Raw genomic sequence first — 18,958 nt, 5'->3', positions numbered from 1 at the left:
TTATCAAGGTGCAAATGTACGATAAATCTTTGTACTTAGAGCAAAAAGCGAACAGAACCTTCGTCGGACAAAGAGATAAATCGCAAACCGGATTTCTTACATTCGCTTTCAAAGAGGTGTTTGCGGTATTCCGAGAGGGATGCGTCCAATATGACATAAGAGAAAGAAAAGACTTGGGCGAGCTCTTCCAGACGACCGTCATATCCTTTGCATAAGTAAAGATACTTAATATATAACGGAGAAACGGCGGATTTGTTTCGCCAACGGTTATCGTTTATGACACATACACGACAACCATGATAAGATATAATCTGCTGTTGACGGCTAAGTTCAGCATGCCGGCAATCAGTTGTTATTTCTTGGGGAGGAAGAAGGTGATGACGCTTCCAGTAATTAGCAGCCATGCGTTTCAGACGTTTTTCATTGGAGAGAGTATCCATATAGTTTATCCAGGATTGCCCGTCACTCTTTATGCAATGTACTGCCGGACAACCACGCACATTGTAAAAGACTAAACTCGTTTGAGGACGATCCAGCCAATACAGCGTTGCATGATAAGTCCCCATCAACAAGATAGAAAAAAGACAGATTTGCAGATTCCGGTATCGGCGATTCATGAAATAATAGGCTAGCAGAGCGATGACAATATAGATACCCAGTACTTCTGACTGATAAAGCCAAATCCCATCTATAGAAGCGTAAGGAAGCTGTTCTACCCATCGGACAAAGAAATTAAGCCCTTCCAACAGTTTTTTAACACCCCCGGCCATTCCTATCTGAAGCCAGGAAAAAGGAGTCAGAAGAAGCATTACGACAGCAGCATATAAGATAATCGTAATCAAAGGAATAACTACTAAATTCGTCAATAGAAAATGCACGGAGAATCGGGAGAAATAAAACAGAACAAGCGGAGCTGTTCCTATTTGTGCGGCAATAGACACGCTCATGAGTCCCCAAACATACTTTCCTATTCTACTTTTCACGGTAATCAAATGGTAGATCGGCTTTTGGATAAACAAGATAGAAGCAACAGCAAGGAAAGAGAGCTGAAAACCAACATCGAACAGCCATGCAGGATTGCAGAATAACATCAACCACGCAGCTACTGCCAATGTATTTAAAGATAAAGGTTCACGACGAACCATATCCGCCATGGCTAAAATCGAAAACATACTGACCGAACGTACTACCGACGGAGAAAGCCCTGTAAAAAAAGCAAAGGTCCACAAGAAGACAAGAAGGAAAACAGAACGCACACATCTACCTATATTTCCTCTTCGGGCAATAGGTTTCAGAATGAAAAAGATCATTGCATATAAAAGTCCGATATGCAAACCGGATAAAGCAAGAATATGACTTGCACCGGCCACCGAATAACTTTCACGAACCGAATCACTTAATTCTGTCTTATCTCCTATTGTTAGTGCTGAAAGTACCGCCAGTTCATCCCCGTTGAATCCCAGTTCCTGATAAAGTGAAACCACGTTTCTTCTACAAGAGCTGGCTATACATTGGAGGTCAAAGTTATTCATTCCGTCGCATTTTATCCATTTCCCGGATGCAACATATCCTGTTCCGCTAATGCCTTTCCGCATCAGGAAGCGGGCATAATCAAATTCATCAAAGTTTCGATTATTGAGAGGAGGAGAAATGCGGGCAGAAATCAACAGTTCATCTCCACTCTTCAAACGGGAGGCAGACGAATCTTGCTGTAGATAAAGAACCGCAGTATGCCCTATCGGATATATGCCCGCAGTATCACGACGTTCTTTTAATAATGCCTGACAGAGGTAAGTATGTTCTTTAGGTTGAGGCACATCCGTTATCAAAACCCGGTACACAGTTTCTTCTTTCGGAAAAGAGCAGACAGCCTGTTGCAATTGTCCAGTCATTCCAAGCCATCCTCCCGTAAAACAAAGGGCGGAGATAGCTATCCCAAAACACCATCGCAACGAATAGCGTTTCAGAAAATAAAGAGCAAAAGACAATGCAGCCCAAAAAACAAAGGAGAGAATACCACAAAGGGAATCCCATGAACGATCAAAAAAATGATCTCCACAAAAAATGCCTGCTATCCAAGGGATAAGCAGGCGTATAAATGGATATCGATGGATATAAAAGGAATTCAATAGATTAGTCACAATTTATGCAACTGACGAATCATTTCTTCCGGCTCCTGTGCACCAAAGACAGCATTTCCAGCCACCAGCGCATCGGCTCCCGCCTCAACCAAACGAGCCCCTGTTTCCAGATTCACGCCACCGTCTACTTCAATCAGGGCTTTCGAACCTGTCCGTTCAATCAGGGCACGCAGTTCACGAACTTTTTCTACCGAATGTTCGATAAACTTCTGTCCGCCAAATCCCGGATTCACGCTCATAATAAGCACCATATACACATCCTGAATAATATCTTGTAAAAGAGCTACAGGAGTAGCCGGATTGATCGTTACAGCAGGCTGCATCCCAGCTTCTCTGATTTGTTGAACCACCCGATGCAGATGTGGACAAGCTTCATAGTGCACATTCATCGTATGAGCGCCCAATGCTTTTACTTCCGGAATGAATTTCTCCGGATTCACAATCATCAAATGCACATCCAACGGCTTCTTACTTAACTTCGCTACATATTTCAGTACCGGAAAGCCAAATGAAATGTTCGGAACAAATACTCCGTCCATAATATCAATATGTACCCACTCTGCTTCACTGCGGTTTACCATTTCAATATCCTTTGCCAAATATCCAAAATCGGCAGAAAGAATAGAAGGAGCGATAATCGGTTTCATAATTCTTTTATTTTAGGTTCTAATTGTCTCGTGTTCGGGACAGTTTTTATTCTATCTTATTGTCAGATCACTTCATCTTGCACCCATCTTCCAGGTGATAACCACGAAGTAACTCATCTGTTTTCAGTCGTTTTTTACCAGGTAATTGCAAAGAAAGAACAGATACAAATCCATCCGGTACTGCTACTTTCATAAATTTCTTGCCATCAGTCACGATTGTTCCAGCAGCCAATTGATGTGATTCGTAAACCTTCTCACTTTCAAATATTTTCACGACCACACTTTCTGCTTTTTCGGAAGCAATCAGTTCACTCCAAGCAGCGGGGTAAGGTGATAGTCCACGAATAAAATCGTAGATCTTCTTCACCGGCTGGTTCCAGTCAATCCGGCAAGTTTCTTTAAATATCTTCGGAGCAGGACGAAGTTCACCGACAACTGCCATTTCTTCTTGGGAAATCGTTTTGACCGTTCCATTCAGTATAGCATCTACTGTTTCAAGAACCAGTTTTCCTCCCAACATCATCAATTTATCATGTACCACTTCTACATTATCCGTATCTGCAATAGGTACGCACACCTGTTGAATGACCTCTCCGGTATCTATTTCATGCTTCAAAAAGAAAGTTGTAATCCCGGTTTCCGTATCACCGTTGATAACCGCCCAGTTGATAGGAGCAGCTCCACGATATTGAGGAAGTAAAGAAGCATGAAGATTAAATGTACCCAGGCGCGGCATATTCCATACCACTTCCGGCAACATACGGAAAGCAACTACAATCTGCAAATCGGCTTTCCATTCACGCAACGCTTCCACAAAAACCTCATCTTTCAACTTTTCCGGTTGAAGCAACGGTAAATTCTGTTCGAGCGCATATTGTTTGACAGGAGAATATTGAATCTTATGTCCGCGTCCGGCAGGTTTATCGGGCATCGTAATCACACCTACTACATTATAACCGCCTTCTACCAATTGACGCAGGGTCTCTACCGCAAAATCGGGAGTCCCCATATATACTATTCTTAAATCTTCTTTCTTCATATTCTAAATATGTTATCATTACTAAGGTACGGATTAGTCTTCAGAAAAATGTACCAGCACTTGACGATACGAATTAAATATCTTTGATTTAGAGACAAATCCCTGATAGCGCCCCTCCTCATCTACGACCGGAAGATTCCAGGCTTTCGTATCATCAAACGTTTGCATTACTTGCTCCATTCCATCCGTATCGATAATCCTGGCAGAAGCAGATGTCATCAATTTATTAACAGTGAAACGATGATAAAGTTCCTGCCGGAACATGATGTTACGAATATCATCGAGCAATACAATTCCCAACAATTCACCCGTTTTCTTATCTGTCACCGGAAAGACATTTCGATGGGAAGCTGCGATTGCCTTCACCAGTTGCCCCAAATCCATTTCCGGGTGTACGACAACGAAATCTTTCTCCACCACGTTTTCCATTTTCATCAGCGTTAACACAGCTTTATCCTTGTGATGTGTCAGCAATTGTCCCTTCTTAGCCAAACGCATCGAATAGATACTATGAGGTTCGAAAGCAATAATTGTCAGATATGAACTTACAGATACGATCATCAACGGAAGAAATAAATCATACCCACCTGTCAGTTCAGCTATCAGGAACACTCCTGTCAATGGAGCATGCATGACACCACTCATGACTCCCGCCATTCCCATCAATGCGAAATTCTTCTCCGGCAAATAAGGGGAGAAAGCAAAGTCATTGCTAAAATGAGAGAAAACAAAACCGGCAATACATCCCAAATAAAGCGAAGGAGCAAAGATACCACCACAACCACCGCCACCGTTCGTTGCGCTGGAAGCAAATACTTTCAGCAAGATAATCAGCATCAGATAAACCAGCAATAAATTGCCATAACCATAAAACATAGAGTTGTTCATGACCGTATCCCACTCTTCGGCAGACGTTCCATTCAACAAAAGATTAATCGTATCATATCCTTCACCATAAAGAGGCGGGAAAAGGAAAATCAATACACTCAGCATCACACCACCGAAAGCCAGTTTCTTGTAAGGGTTATTGAGTTTGCCAAAAACACCTTCTACCGAGTTCATGGCACGTGTGAAGTATAACGAAATCAGTCCGCAAAAAATTCCCAGCAAGATAACGTAAGGAATACGTTCCAATTCAAACGGCTGATCGAGGTGGAACTTAAACATTGCCTCCGTACCGGTGACTATGTACGAAACAGTTGCTGCTGTCACAGCAGAAATCAGCAGGGGAAGCAAAGAAGACATGGTTAAGTCAATCATCAGCACTTCCAAGGTAAATACCAGTCCCGCAATCGGAGCTTTAAAAATACCGGCAATGGCACCTGCCGCACCACAACCTACGAGCAGCATCAACGTGCGATGTTCCATCTTAAACACGCTCCCGAGATTGGAACCGATTGCCGAACCTGTCAGTACAATCGGTGCCTCTGCTCCGACCGATCCACCAAATCCGATAGTTATGGCACTAGCGATAGTAGACGACCAGATATTATGTCGCTTGATACGCCCTTGTCTACGGGAGATGGCATATAGAATTTTGGTGACCCCATGACTGATGTCATCTTTTACAATATTACGCACAAACCAACCTGCAAGGAAAATACCGACAACCGGATATACCAGATACAGGTAGTTGGCTTCCGTTACATTAAAATTATCAGTCAAGAAATTCTGTATCTGATGGATAAAGAACTTCAATACCAAAGCTGCAAACGCTGTGAAGATTCCGACCAGAAAACTTAATATCAGGATAAATTGCTTCTCCTTTATGTTTGCTTCCCGCCATTTGATGCAACGCTGCAATAAACTAAGTTTCTCTTCTTTCATTTATTCGCGAATTATCTTTATCACTCCACCTTTTCCCAACTTAATGATGCTTGAGGGTTTCGGCTTATTCATATCATCCTGACGAAAGCCAACGATATAATCTACCGCCGATTTGATTTCATCACTGATTTCACTAAAATTAGCAGCACCCGGCTGCCCGCTGACATTAGCCGAAGTAGAAACAATTGCTTTACGGAACTGTTGACAGAGCCTTCTGGAAAAATCTTCATTCGTCACACGAATCCCTACACTGCCATCTTCGGCAAGCAAATTAGGTGCTAAATTACGTGCTCCGGAATAAATAATCGTCAACGGCTTGTCGGCAACTTCAATCAAGTCCCATGCTACATCAGGTACATCCTGTACATAAAAATCTACTTTAACCGAAGAGTCCACCAACACCAACATAGCTTTACTGTCAGCACGTTTCTTTATCTCATACACCCGGCGTACAGCCTCCTCATTAGTCGCGTCACAGCCTATACCCCATACGGTATCAGTGGGATAAAGGATCACTCCTCCTTCATTCATCACCTGACAGGCTTTTTTAATATCTTCTATCATTCCTTGATTAATTTCCGTTAAGAACAAGACGCAAAAATAACATATTTATTCCATTTAGTGAAATCTATCCTGACGTTTTTAAATTACCCTTTAAAATCAACTATTGGCAGACAATAATTTATCCATTACATGATTACAAGCTTGTTTCCCTAACAGGAGAAGCATCCCCAGACTCCGCTTTAAACGATTATTAACGAAATTCTTCCTTATCTCCAAAAGCAGAATCATTAGAATTCTCTATCTTTGCCTCAAATTCAAGCAAGAAAGCAAAAGCGCCATTTTTGTGTCAAATTTAAAATGTTTAAGAGAAAACAATGGAAGAAATCGTATTTCATCACATATTACCTATCCAATTGCGATTCAATGATGTAGACAAATTTGGTCACGTCAACAACACTGTTTACTTCTCCTTTTACGACTTAGGAAAGACTGAATACTTTGCTTCAGTATGCCCCGGAGTAGATTGGGAAAAGATCGGAATTGTTGTTGTCCACATCGAAGCGGATTTCGTCAAGCAGATATTCGCATCCGACCATATCGCCGTACAGACTGCTGTTTCTAAGATAGGTACCAAAAGCTTTCACCTGATCCAACGGGTTATCGACACAGAAACGGAGGAAGTAAAATGTATCTGCAAGTCTGTTATGGTTACTTTCGACCTTGAAAAACATGAATCCATGCCACTGACAAAGGAATGGATAGAAGCAATCTGCAAATATGAAGAACGGGACTTGCAAAAAGCATAGATAGATTTGAAAAGTACTGCTTCTTCTCCCCTTACCTATTAATAGAAAAGTTGCTGTTTATCAGATGCAAACTTGCTTTAGTCTAACAGCAAAGTTTTATTTGCTTAATTATAAACTATAAACGCAAGCTTTGATTATATAAATGCAAGTTCCGTTTTTATAAATGCAAGCTTTGATTATAAAAACGGAACTTGCATTTATAGTTTAATATTAACCAAAAACAAGTTTGCCGCTAATGAAGAAAAAGTTTAGTATTAATGCAAAAGAAATTATCTATTAACTAATTGGAAGTAAAGTAGTATTAGATTAGAAACCAGGCAAGGCACCTTTGACGCTAATATTCAACGTATCGGCTATTTATATAGATTTGTTCTCATGGCGGTTCATTCTGAAAACATTCCGGTTTTCCACTGCCCTTGAAATATTTTCGTCTTATCTACTATACACTTCCGCTTTTTTTCGTACTTTTACCCCTTGTTGGGAAGAAGTGCCTTTCGCAACCCTTGAGAACAGAAAAAGAAAAAACAATATATAAAATGAATCACAAATGGAATTATCGACCCATTACACCCGAACAGGCAGAGACAAGCCAGACATTGGCCCAGGAATTAGGGATTAGCCCGATTCTTGGACAACTTTTGGTACAGCGGGGAATTACGAAGGCAGCAGATGCCAAGAAGTTTTTCCGCCCGCAGTTGCCCGACCTGCACGATCCGTTCCTGATGAAGGACATGGATATTGCAGTAGAACGTCTGAACAGGGCGATGGGAAAGAAAGAACGTATTCTAATTTATGGAGATTATGACGTAGACGGTACTACTGCCGTGGCATTGGTCTACAAGTTTATTCAACAGTTCTATTCGAACCTTGATTACTACATACCCGACCGATACAACGAAGGGTATGGCATTTCTAAAAAAGGAGTGGACTACGCCGCTGAAACCGGTGTGGGACTGATTATTGTACTCGATTGCGGAATAAAAGCAGTAGAGGAAATTACGTATGCCAAAGAAAAAGGGATTGACTTTATCATCTGCGACCATCACGTGCCGGATGATATTCTCCCGCCTGCCGTAGCTATATTGAACGCCAAACGCCTGGACAACACGTACCCGTACACCCACCTTTCCGGTTGTGGAGTCGGTTTCAAGTTTATGCAGGCGTTCGCCATTAGTAACGGCATCGAATTCCATCATCTGATTCCGTTGCTCGACATCGTAGCCGTGAGTATCGCATCGGACATCGTTCCAATTATGGGTGAAAACCGTATTCTCGCCTACCACGGTCTGAAACAACTGAACAGTAACCCGAGTATCGGCATGAAGGCCATTATCGATGTATGCGGACTTTCTGAAAAAGAAATCACCGTCAGCGATATTGTGTTTAAAATCGGACCGCGCATCAATGCGTCGGGACGTATCCAGAACGGAAAAGAAGCAGTAGACCTGCTGACGGAAAAAGACTTCTCGGCGGCACTTGAGAAAGCCGGACAAATCAACCAGTACAACGAAACCCGGAAAGACCTCGACAAGAGTATGACGGAAGAAGCAAACAACATCGTTGCCAATCTGGAAGGATTAGCCGACCGCCGCTCTATTGTGCTCTACAACGAAGAATGGCACAAAGGAGTAATCGGTATCGTAGCTTCCCGCCTGACGGAAGTGTACTACCGCCCTGCCGTGGTACTGACACGGACGGATGACATGGCGACAGGCTCCGCACGTTCTGTTTCCGGCTTCGACGTATATAAAGCAATCGAGCATTGCCGCGACCTGCTGGAAAACTTCGGAGGACATACATACGCCGCCGGACTATCAATGAAAGTGGAGAATGTGGGTGCTTTTACCAAACGGTTCGAAGACTACGTTTCACAGCATATCCTGCCGGAACAAACCAGTGCCGTCATCGAGATTGATGCTGAAATCGACTTCAGGGATATTTCTTCCAAGTTCTTCAACGACCTGAAGAAGTTTAACCCTTTCGGCCCCGACAACACGAAACCCATTTTCTGTACTCATCACGTCTATGATTATGGAACGAGTAAAGTAGTGGGACGCGACCAGGAACATATCAAGCTCGAACTGGTTGATAATAAATCGAATAATGTAATGAACGGCATCGCGTTCGGACAGAGTTCGCACGTGCGCTATATCAAAACGAAACGTTCGTTCGACATCTGTTACACTATTGAAGAAAACACGCACAAGCGTGGCGAAGTTCAACTTCAAATCGAGGATATAAAACCGATTGAATAAGTATCAGGAGATATTAAAACAATATTGGGGATATGACTCCTTCCGCGACTTGCAGGAGGAGATCATCACCAGTATCGGCGAAGGCAAAGATACACTGGGGCTCATGCCTACCGGAGGCGGTAAGTCCATCACCTTTCAAGTGCCTGCTCTCGCCCAGGAAGGGATTTGCATTGTCATTACTCCGCTCATCGCCCTGATGAAGGACCAAGTGCAGAACCTCCGCAAACGCGGTATCAAAGCTCTTGCCGTATATTCCGGCATGACGCGGCAGGAAATTCTCACTGCACTTGAAAACTGCATCTTTGGTGATTACAAATTCCTTTATATTTCTCCGGAACGTCTGGACACGGACATATTCCGCACCAAACTGCGGTCGATGAAAGTCTCTATGATTACGGTTGACGAAAGTCACTGTATCTCACAATGGGGATATGACTTCCGCCCCGCTTACCTGAAAATTGCCGAGATACGGGCACTGTTACCGGGAATTCCGGTACTGGCACTTACCGCCACCGCCACTCCGGAAGTGGTGAAAGATATTCAAGCTCGCTTGGATTTCCGTGAAGAGAATGTTTTCCGCATGAGTTTCGAGCGGAAAAACCTGGCGTATATGGTACGGCAAACAGATAACAAGACTCAAGAACTGTTGCATATCTTACGAAAGGTACCGGGCAGCGCCATTATCTATGTCCGCAACAGACGACGAACCAAAGAAATCACCGAATTACTGGTAAATGAAGATATCACCGCCGACTTTTATCACGCCGGACTGGATAATGCCGTAAAGGACCTCCGTCAAAAACGTTGGCAAAGCGGCGAAGTTCGTGTGATGGTAGCTACCAATGCTTTTGGCATGGGGATTGATAAGCCCGATGTGCGTATCGTATTGCATCTCGACCTCCCCGATTCTCCTGAAGCCTATTTTCAGGAAGCCGGACGTGCAGGAAGAGACGGTAAGAAAGCGTATGCTGTAATCTTATATACTAAAACGGACAGAACGACGTTACACAAGCGTGTAGTGGATACTTTTCCCGATAAAGAATATATCCTCAATGTGTACGAGCATCTGCAATATTACTATCAGATGGCAATGGGCGACGGTTTCCAATGTGTCCGCGAATTTAATCTGGAAGAGTTTTGCCGGAAGTTCAAATACTTCCCGGTTCCAGTAGACAGTGCGCTGAAGATACTGACTCAAGCCGGTTATCTGGAATATACGGACGAGCAGGACAACGCTTCCCGTATTCTTTTTACGATTCGCCGGGACGAACTGTACAAACTGCGGGAAATGGGAACGGAAGCGGAAGCTCTGATACAGATGATTCTCCGTTCGTACACCGGAGTGTTCACCGATTATGCCTATATCAGCGAAGCCACCCTGTCCGTACGTACCGGACTGACCCGTGAACAGATTTATAACATATTGGTCACGCTTACCAAACGTCGCATCGTAGATTATATTCCGCACAAAAAGACTCCTTATATTATATATACGCGCGAACGGCAGGAACTTCGTTTTGTCCACATCCCCCCTGCTGTCTACGAAGAGCGTAAAGCCCGGTATGAAGCTCGCATCAAGGCGATGGAAGAATATGTCATTTCGGAGAATGTGTGCCGAAGCCGGATGCTGCTCCGCTACTTCGGAGAGAAAAACGAGCATAACTGCGGACAATGTGATGTTTGCCTTAGTCACCGTGCAACAGATACGCTGACCGGGGAGTCTCTTGAAGAACTGAAAAAGAAAATAGCAGAATTACTTGCCCAAAAACCGCATACGCCGGCAGAAATAGCCGAGAAAATAGAAGCGGAGAAAGAGAGAGTCAGTGAAGTCATCCAATATTTATTGGAGGAAGGTGAGTGGAAGATGCAGAATGGAATGATACATATTTCAAAATAAGTTACTACCTTTGCAAGGTAACTCAAAAATAACACAACCATGCCGAACTTTTTTAAATCTTTCTTCTCCGGTAAGTCGGAAACTCCAGAAAGTGAAAAACAGAAAAACGATCAGAAAAATTTCGAGATTTTCAAATACGACGGTTTACGTGCGCAACGCATGGGACGTCCGGATTATGCAGTAAAATGTTTTACAGAAGCTCTTGCCATCCAGGAAGAGTTTGAAACAATGGGTTATCTTAGCCAACTCTACATTCAAATGGGAGAAACGGCAAAAGCCCGCGAACTGTTGGAAAAAATGGCTGCCATGGAACCTCACCTCACGAGTACTTTCCTGACACTGGCAAATGTATGCTTTATCCAGGAAGATTATCAGGCCATGGAAGAGGCTGCCCATAAAGCAATTGCCATTGAGGAAGCGAATGCCGTAGCTCATTATCTGCTAGGAAAAGCCCGCAAGGGACAAAACGACGAGCTAATGACCATTGCCCATCTCACCAAAGCGATCACTTTGAAAGACGATTTCATCGAAGCCCGCCTGTTACGTGCAGAAGCTTTGCTGAACCTGAAACAGTATAAAGAAATGATGGAGGATATAGACACTGTACTTGCCCAAAATCCGGAGGAAGAAACTGCCATGCTCCTGCGTGGAAAAGTGAAAGAATCCAACGGCCAGGGCGAAGAAGCGGAAGAGGATTACAAACTGGTGACGGAAATAAACCCGTTCAACGAACAGGCTTACCTTTACTTAGGACAACTTTATATCAATCAGAAGAAGCTGACGGAAGCCATCAGATTGTTTGATGAAGCCATCGAACTGAATCCGAACTTTGCAGATGCCTACAAAGAACGCGGACGTGCTAAATTGCTGAATGGCGATAAAGATGGTTCTGTAGAGGACATGAAGAAATCTTTGGAACTGAATCCGAAGGAGGAAGCTGGTCTGAACGGAGAATTCAAAAACTTGGGACCGAAACCGGAGGCACTGCCGGGAATCTTTTGATTGTTTTTTTTGATTGTTTTGTAAGATATATCATAAAAGTAGTGGTCGTTTCTATTTTGGAAACGACCACTACTTTTATATATAGGGATCTAACTAAAAAGGACTCAATTCTACAATCCAGAAACATTCCGTTTAATCCTCCCTATATCTTATACCTTTTTCATCCTTTTTAGATGAAAAAACAAAAAAAATATCGTTTTTTATTTGCATCTAACAGAAAATTATTACTTTTGCCCCAGAATTAGAAACCAAAGCAAAAAACAAAGATTCGAATGAAATCATTTACTTATGCATATTACTTCTTTTTTTACTTTTACTTTAGCAACAAAGTAGAGCGGGAGTTTGTATGTATCAAGTGACAGTGATGCTTAAGGACTGAATAGAGAAATCAATCATATAAATCCCGCTCCAATATGGACGCGGGATTTTTTTATATAATACATTAGAACAATGAAAAAGATAGCAATTCAAGGAACACTCGGCTCATATCATGATATCGCCGCACACAAGTACTTCGAGGGAGAAGAAATAGAGTTAATCTGTTGTGCCAACTTCGAAGACGTGTTTACTTCGATACGAAAAGATAGCCAGGTTATCGGAATGCTAGCCATCGAGAATACGATTGCAGGAAGCTTGCTGCACAACAATGAGTTGCTGCGACAAAGCGGCACACAAATCATTGGTGAATACAAACTGCGTATCTCGCACAGCTTCGTCTGTCTCCCTGATGAGAGTTGGGAAGACCTGACTGAAGTCAACTCCCACCCTATCGCCCTGATGCAATGTCGCGAATTTCTGCATCAACATCCACAGTTGAAAGTAGTGGAAGGTGAAGATACTGCCCGCAGCGCGGAAATCATCAAGAATGAAAATCTGAAAGGCCATGCCGCCATCTGCTCCAAAGCAGCAGCCGAACGTTACGGCATGAAAATTCTTCAGGAAGGCATTGAAACGAACAAACACAACTTCACCCGTTTTCTGGTAGTTGCCGATCCCTGGCAAGTGGACGAACTCCGCCAACATCATGTCAACGCAACCAACAAGGCAAGTATGGTATTCACTCTTCCGCACACGGAAGGCAGTCTGTCGCAGGTTTTGTCTATTCTATCGTTCTATAATATCAATCTGACAAAAATCCAATCGTTACCAATCATCGGACGGGAATGGGAATACCAATTTTACGTAGATGTAGCTTTCAACGATTATCTAAGATACAAGCAATCTATTACCGCAATCACTCCATTAACCAAAGAACTTAAATTATTAGGCGAATATGCAGAAGGAAAGTCAAACGTATAAAATCGCTCCTGCCGACAGATTGGCAAGCGTTAGCGAATACTACTTCTCAAAGAAACTTAAAGAGGTAGCACAGATGAATGCTGAAGGAAAAGATGTCATCAGCCTCGGTATCGGAAGCCCCGATATGCCTCCTTCAAGGGAAACCATCGAAACATTGTGCAACAATGCTCATGATCCTAACGGACACGGTTATCAACCGTATGTAGGTATCCCCGAACTGCGCAAAGGTTTCGCCAATTGGTATCAACGCTGGTACGGAGTGGAACTGAATCCGAATACGGAAATACAACCATTGATCGGTTCAAAAGAAGGAATCCTCCATGTTACGCTGGCATTTGTCAATCCGGGTGAGCAGGTGTTAGTCCCGAATCCGGGATACCCCACCTATACTTCTTTAAGTAAGATACTTGGCGCGGAAGTTATCAACTATGACCTGAAAGAAGAAGACGGTTGGATGCCTGACTTTGAGGCACTGGAAAAGATGGATCTTAGTCGTGTAAAACTGATGTGGACCAACTACCCGAATATGCCGACAGGAGCCAATGCTACTCCGGAAATCTATGAGCGCCTTGTTGATTTTGCCCGCCGAAAGAATATCGTGATTGTGAACGACAATCCATACAGCTTTATCCTGAACGATAAGCCTATCAGTATTCTAAGTGTGCCGGGAGCCAAAGACTGTTGCATCGAGTTCAACTCTATGAGCAAAAGTCACAATATGCCCGGCTGGCGTATCGGTATGTTGGCGTCGAACGCAGAATTCGTGCAATGGATATTGAAAGTGAAAAGTAATATCGACAGCGGTATGTTCCGTGCCATGCAACTGGCTGCAGCAACTGCTCTTGAAGCAGAAGCAGACTGGTATGAAGGCAATAACGAAAACTATCGCAACCGTCGTCACCTCGCCGGTGAGATTATGAAAACATTGGGATGCACCTACGATGAAAAGCAAGTAGGAATGTTCCTTTGGGGAAAGATTCCCGCTTCCTGCAAGGATGTAGAGGAACTGACGGAAAAGGTGCTGCATGAAGCAAGAGTGTTTATCACTCCGGGATTTATTTTCGGCAGTAACGGAGCAAGATATATTCGTATCTCTCTTTGTTGCAAAGACAATAAACTGGCGGAAGCACTGGAAAGAATAAAAAGAATATAGGTTTCTGTTGTTCTCTCTTCAAAGAAAAAGAGAAGAAAACAGCAGCATAATGAGACAGAACAAATTCAACGAAAACAAGTTATTAAAAGAATAAAAACAAATAAGAATATGGAACTCGAATCAATTTTATTACCGGGCATTGAAGCTAAAAGACCGATTGTTATTGCCGGCCCTTGTAGCGCAGAAACTGAAGAACAAGTAATGGATACAGCCAAACAACTGGCTGCAAAAGGACAGAAAATATATCGTGCCGGCATTTGGAAACCGCGTACCAAACCGGGAGGTTTCGAAGGTATCGGCGTAGAAGGGCTTGCCTGGTTGAAAGAGGTAAAGAAAGAAACAGGAATGTATGTTTCTACGGAAGTAGCAACAGCCAAACATGTTTACGAATGTCTGAAAGCGGGTATTGATATTCTTTGGGTAGGCGCACGTACCACTGCCAATCCTTTCGCCGTACAGGAAATCGCCGATGCGCTGAAAGGTGTTGATATCCCTGTATTGGTTAAGAACCCGGTGAACCCGGATCTCGAATTATGGATCGGAGCACTGGAACGTATCAACAACGCTGGTTTGAAACGCCTGGGTGCTATCCATCGTGGCTTCAGCAGCTATGACAAGAAGATCTACCGTAATCTTCCCCAATGGCATATTCCTATCGAACTGCGCCGCCGTATCCCTAATCTTCCGATTTTCTGTGATCCGAGTCATATCGGTGGAAAACGCGAGTTAGTAGCTCCGCTTTGCCAACAGGCGATGGACTTGAACTTCGATGGTCTGATCGTAGAAAGCCACTGTAACCCGGACTGTGCTTGGAGTGATGCTTCTCAACAAGTCACTCCGGATGTACTCGACTATATCCTCAATCTGCTGGTGATCCGTACTGATACGCAATCTACTGAAAGTCTGTCACAACTCCGTAAACAAATTGACGAATGCGACGACAATATCATTCAGGAGCTATCAAAAAGAATGCGCGTAGCCCGCGAAATCGGTACTTACAAAAAAGAGCATGGAATCACCGTTCTTCAAGCCGGACGTTACAATGAAATCTTGGAAAAACGTGGCGCGCAGGGCGAACAGTGTGGTATGGACAGCGAGTTTATGAAGAAAATTTTCGAAGCCATCCACGAAGAATCGGTTCGTCAACAGATGGAAATTATTAATAAATAAAAAGCAGCCTCTCCCCTAACCCTCTTCCAAAGAGAGGAAAGAAAGTAACCTCCTGTTCATATTGACAAGAGTAACTTTTAGTCTGTTCTCCTTGGGAGAGGGTCAGGGAAAGGATTTTTAAATAAATATTATGAGAATATTAATCCTTGGAGCCGGCAAAATGGGCTCTTTCTTTACTGATATATTAAGCTTTCAACATGAGACGGCCGTGTTCGACGTCAACCCGCACCAGTTGCGTTTTGTCTATAACACGTATCGTTTCACCACATTGGAGGAAATTAAGGACTTTGAACCGGAACTGGTTATTAATGCCGTTACAGTGAAGTACACGCTGGATGCCTTTCATAAAGTATTGCCTGTGTTACCGAAAGACTGTATCATTAGTGACATTGCCTCTGTAAAAACAGGACTGAAGAAGTTTTATGAAGAAAGCGGTTTCCGTTATGTCTCCAGCCACCCGATGTTTGGTCCTACTTTTGCTAGTCTTAGTAACCTAAGCAACGAGAATGCCATCATCATCAGTGAAGGAGACCATCTGGGAAAAATATTCTTCAAAGATCTCTATCAGACATTGCGTTTAAACATCTTCGAATATACGTTCGACGAACACGACGAAACAGTAGCCTACTCGCTTTCTATTCCGTTCGTATCGACTTTTGTATTTGCTGCCGTAATGAAACATCAGGAAGCTCCGGGAACTACGTTCAAAAAACACATGGCAATTGCCAAAGGCCTATTAAGCGAAGACGACTACCTGCTTCAGGAAATCCTGTTCAACCCACGCACTCCGGGACAGGTAGCCAATATCCGCACAGAGTTGAAAAATCTTCTCGAAATTATTGAGAACAAAGATGCGGAAGGAATGAAAAAGTATCTGACTAAGATTCGGGAGAAGATTAAATAATCCATTATCTATTATATAGAGAGGGATCAGGGGAAATAATAATCTTCCATGTACCTCTCCGGTTACAGAACCATCCTTTATATAGGCAAGATTTAACGATCCTCTGCATACTTTTTTGTTTGCAGGGGATTTTTTTATGTGTACCTTTGTATCCGCAAAAACGGATTCACAGGAGAAAGAATGATAGATCAAGTTACCATAGACCGGATATTGGACGCGGCACAAATTATGGATGTCGTTTCGGATTTTGTCACCCTGCGCAAACGTGGTGTCAATTACGTCGGTTTGTGTCCGTTCCACAGTGATAAAACCCCTTCTTTTTATGTCTCTCCCGCCAAAGGATTATGCAAATGTTTTGCTTGTGGAAAAGGTGGAAACGCAGTGCATTTCATTATGGAGCACGAGCAGATGTCATATCCGGAAGCGCTGAAGTACCTTGCCAAGAAATACAATATTGAAATCAAAGAGCGGGAATTAAGTGATGAAGAGAAGTTTGTGCAAAGCGAACGCGAAAGTCTGTTTATCGTCAATAACTTTGCGCGCGATTATTTCCAGAACATACTAAAAAATCATATAGACGGGCGTAGCATCGGTATGGCTTATTTCCGCAACCGTGGCTTTCGCGACGACATTATTGAGAAATTCCAATTAGGCTACTGTACTGAAAGTCACGATGCATTCGCCAAAGAGGCAATCCAAAAAGGATATAAAAAAGAGTATCTGGTAAAAACCGGACTTTGCTACGAAACGGATGACCACCGATTGCGGGATCGTTTTTGGGGACGTGTGATTTTCCCTGTCCATACGCTTTCCGGTAAAGTGGTGGCTTTTGGCGGACGTGTACTTGCCAGTGCAACGAAAGGGGTTAAAGTAAAATACGTCAATTCACCCGAATCGGAAATCTATCATAAAAGTAACGAATTATACGGTATATATTTTGCCAAACAGGCTATTGTAAAACAAGACCGTTGTTTTTTGGTTGAAGGTTACACGGATGTAATCTCCATGCATCAATCCGGTATAGAGAATGTGGTTGCTTCTTCGGGAACCGCCCTTACATCGGGACAAATCCGTATGATTCACCGGTTCACCAACAACATGACTGTGCTTTACGACGGTGACGCAGCGGGTATCAAGGCCTCTATCCGGGGAATTGACATGTTGTTGGAGGAAGGTATGAATATCAAAGTCTGTCTTCTTCCCGATGGGGACGACCCGGACTCTTTTGCCCGCAAACATAACTCAACGGAATTCCAAGCTTTCATCTCCGAACATGAAACGGACTTTATCCGCTTCAAAACAAACTTGCTGCTGGAGGATGCAGGAAAAGATCCCATCAAGCGTGCGGAACTGATTGGCAATTTGGTGCAAAGTATTTCTGTTATCCCGGAAGCAATTGTCAGAGATGTCTATATCAAAGAATGTGCACAGTTACTTCATATAGAAGATAAGTTACTGGTATCGGAAGTTGCCAAACGACGGGAAACTCAAGCAGAGAAACGAGCTGAACAAACGGAACGGGAACGCCGGATGGCTGAAAGAACAGCTACAATGTCTCAAGGGACACCGCCTGAAAATGCTCCGATGCCCAACGGAGATATTCCGTTGTCCCCTGAAATAGATAACGGATATACAGAGGTTCCTCCCGCTCTGCAGGAAGACAACTATGCATCTTTTATCCCCCAGGAAGGAAAGGAAGGACAAGAATTCTACAAATTCGAACGGCTGATATTACAAGCGGTAGTTCGTTATGGAGAAAAAATCATGTGTAACCTGACTGATGAAGAAGGAAACGAGATTCCGGTAACCGTTATAGAATATGTGATTAATGATTTGAAAGAAGATGAGTTAGCTTTTCATAATCCGTTGCACCGCCAAATGTTATCGGAAGCTGCTGCACACATGTATGATTCCAATTTCATTGCTGAACGTTACTTCCTGGCACATCCTGATCCGGTAATCAGTAAATTGAGTGTGGATTTGATTAATGTGCGGTATCAGCTTAGTAAATACCACTCCAAATCCCAAAAGATCGTAACAGATGAAGAGCGTCTCTATGAAATGGTTCCGATGTTAATGATTAACTTCAAATATGCAATCGTAACAGAGGAATTGAAGCACATGCTTTATGCCCTGCAAGATCCTGCTCTCGCCCAAGATAATGAAAAATGTGACTCGCTTATGAAACGCTTTAATGAGTTGAAGACCGTACAAAGCATCATGGCAAAACGATTGGGTGACAGGGTTGTTCTGCGATGACTCCTCATCGGTGCCGTGAGATGTCTTCATCGGTAACGCACATCCTCTTCATCGA

General features: G+C 43.2%; 14 protein-coding genes. 9 read left to right on the top strand and 5 right to left on the bottom strand.

The features are described from left to right. Positions 1–35: 35 nt before the first annotated feature. The 5 genes from A4V03_RS01695 to A4V03_RS01675 form a co-directional block, all read right to left on the bottom strand. Complete coding sequence (locus tag A4V03_RS01695; RefSeq protein ID WP_065537709.1) at positions 36–2,129, bottom strand: ComEC/Rec2 family competence protein; 2,094 nt, start codon at positions 2,127–2,129, stop codon at positions 36–38. A gap of 8 nt (positions 2,130–2,137) precedes the next feature. After that, positions 2,138–2,788 carry a ribulose-phosphate 3-epimerase gene (gene rpe / locus A4V03_RS01690; RefSeq protein ID WP_065537708.1) on the bottom strand — a complete coding sequence of 217 codons (651 nt, stop codon included), beginning with the start codon at positions 2,786–2,788 and terminating at the stop codon, positions 2,138–2,140. A gap of 67 nt (positions 2,789–2,855) precedes the next feature. Further along, a complete protein-coding gene (gene fmt, locus A4V03_RS01685) occupies positions 2,856–3,827 on the bottom strand; it encodes a methionyl-tRNA formyltransferase (protein WP_065537707.1) in 972 nt (323 codons plus the stop codon). A 33-nt stretch (positions 3,828–3,860) separates the two neighbouring features. Further along, positions 3,861–5,654, bottom strand: a complete 1,794-nt coding sequence (locus tag A4V03_RS01680) for a chloride channel protein (protein WP_065537706.1) — start codon at positions 5,652–5,654, stop codon at positions 3,861–3,863. Continuing rightward, positions 5,655–6,218 (bottom strand): L-threonylcarbamoyladenylate synthase, encoded by a 564-nt coding sequence (locus tag A4V03_RS01675; RefSeq protein WP_065537705.1) that lies wholly within the window; start codon positions 6,216–6,218, stop codon positions 5,655–5,657. Between the two features lie 314 nt (positions 6,219–6,532). Here A4V03_RS01675 and A4V03_RS01670 point away from each other — a divergent pair, with 314 nt between their 5' ends. From A4V03_RS01670 to dnaG, 9 genes are all read left to right on the top strand, one after another. Continuing rightward, entirely contained in the window at positions 6,533–6,964 is a 432-nt protein-coding gene (locus A4V03_RS01670; RefSeq protein WP_065537704.1) for an acyl-CoA thioesterase, read from the top strand. 536 nt (positions 6,965–7,500) lie between these two features. Continuing rightward, positions 7,501–9,219 (top strand): single-stranded-DNA-specific exonuclease RecJ, encoded by a 1,719-nt coding sequence (gene recJ / locus A4V03_RS01665; RefSeq protein WP_065540235.1) that lies wholly within the window; start codon positions 7,501–7,503, stop codon positions 9,217–9,219. Beyond that, positions 9,212–11,116, top strand: coding sequence for a RecQ family ATP-dependent DNA helicase (locus A4V03_RS01660; RefSeq protein ID WP_065537703.1), 1,905 nt, complete (start codon positions 9,212–9,214; stop codon positions 11,114–11,116). The genes recJ and A4V03_RS01660 overlap by 8 nt, the downstream gene beginning before the upstream one ends. A 39-nt stretch (positions 11,117–11,155) precedes the next feature. Next, the gene (locus tag A4V03_RS01655; RefSeq protein ID WP_065537702.1) at positions 11,156–12,118 is read left to right on the top strand and encodes a tetratricopeptide repeat protein; all 963 of its coding nucleotides are present in this window, start codon (positions 11,156–11,158) and stop codon (positions 12,116–12,118) included. Positions 12,119–12,568: 450 nt separating this feature from the next. Beyond that, positions 12,569–13,417 carry a prephenate dehydratase gene (locus A4V03_RS01645; protein ID WP_065537701.1) on the top strand — a complete coding sequence of 283 codons (849 nt, stop codon included), beginning with the start codon at positions 12,569–12,571 and terminating at the stop codon, positions 13,415–13,417. Further along, a complete protein-coding gene (locus A4V03_RS01640; RefSeq protein WP_004307853.1) occupies positions 13,392–14,570 on the top strand; it encodes a pyridoxal phosphate-dependent aminotransferase in 1,179 nt (392 codons plus the stop codon). The genes A4V03_RS01645 and A4V03_RS01640 overlap by 26 nt, the downstream gene beginning before the upstream one ends. Positions 14,571–14,678: 108 nt before the next feature. After that, positions 14,679–15,740 carry a bifunctional 3-deoxy-7-phosphoheptulonate synthase/chorismate mutase type II gene (locus A4V03_RS01635; RefSeq protein WP_065537700.1) on the top strand — a complete coding sequence of 354 codons (1,062 nt, stop codon included), beginning with the start codon at positions 14,679–14,681 and terminating at the stop codon, positions 15,738–15,740. A 130-nt stretch (positions 15,741–15,870) separates the two neighbouring features. Continuing rightward, on the top strand, positions 15,871–16,644 hold the full coding sequence (locus A4V03_RS01630; RefSeq protein ID WP_065537699.1) for a prephenate dehydrogenase: 774 nt from the start codon (positions 15,871–15,873) through the stop codon (positions 16,642–16,644). Positions 16,645–16,824: 180 nt separating this feature from the next. Further along, positions 16,825–18,903 (top strand): DNA primase, encoded by a 2,079-nt coding sequence (dnaG, locus tag A4V03_RS01625; RefSeq protein WP_065540234.1) that lies wholly within the window; start codon positions 16,825–16,827, stop codon positions 18,901–18,903. Positions 18,904–18,958: the final 55 nt, after the last annotated feature.

It is taken from the genome of Bacteroides caecimuris (assembly GCF_001688725.2).
GTDB lineage: Bacteria > Bacteroidota > Bacteroidia > Bacteroidales > Bacteroidaceae > Bacteroides > Bacteroides caecimuris.
Note: the sequence above shows the minus strand (reverse complement) of the source record. Positions and strands in the feature narration are given on the sequence as shown.

Bases quoted from the DNA above. Each gene is read 5' to 3' on its own strand.
- rpe (WP_065537708.1), bottom strand. From the start codon at position 2,788: ATGAAACCGATTATCGCTCCTTCTATTCTTTCTGCCGATTTTGGATAT.
- fmt (WP_065537707.1), bottom strand. From the start codon at position 3,827: ATGAAGAAAGAAGATTTAAGAATAGTATATATGGGGACTCCCGATTTT.
- A4V03_RS01680 (WP_065537706.1), bottom strand. From the start codon at position 5,654: ATGAAAGAAGAGAAACTTAGTTTATTGCAGCGTTGCATCAAATGGCGG.
- A4V03_RS01675 (WP_065537705.1), bottom strand. From the start codon at position 6,218: ATGATAGAAGATATTAAAAAAGCCTGTCAGGTGATGAATGAAGGAGGA.
- A4V03_RS01670 (WP_065537704.1), top strand. From the start codon at position 6,533: ATGGAAGAAATCGTATTTCATCACATATTACCTATCCAATTGCGATTC.
- recJ (WP_065540235.1), top strand. From the start codon at position 7,501: ATGAATCACAAATGGAATTATCGACCCATTACACCCGAACAGGCAGAG.
- A4V03_RS01655 (WP_065537702.1), top strand. From the start codon at position 11,156: ATGCCGAACTTTTTTAAATCTTTCTTCTCCGGTAAGTCGGAAACTCCA.
- A4V03_RS01645 (WP_065537701.1), top strand. From the start codon at position 12,569: ATGAAAAAGATAGCAATTCAAGGAACACTCGGCTCATATCATGATATC.
- A4V03_RS01640 (WP_004307853.1), top strand. From the start codon at position 13,392: ATGCAGAAGGAAAGTCAAACGTATAAAATCGCTCCTGCCGACAGATTG.
- A4V03_RS01635 (WP_065537700.1), top strand. From the start codon at position 14,679: ATGGAACTCGAATCAATTTTATTACCGGGCATTGAAGCTAAAAGACCG.
- A4V03_RS01630 (WP_065537699.1), top strand. From the start codon at position 15,871: ATGAGAATATTAATCCTTGGAGCCGGCAAAATGGGCTCTTTCTTTACT.
- dnaG (WP_065540234.1), top strand. From the start codon at position 16,825: ATGATAGATCAAGTTACCATAGACCGGATATTGGACGCGGCACAAATT.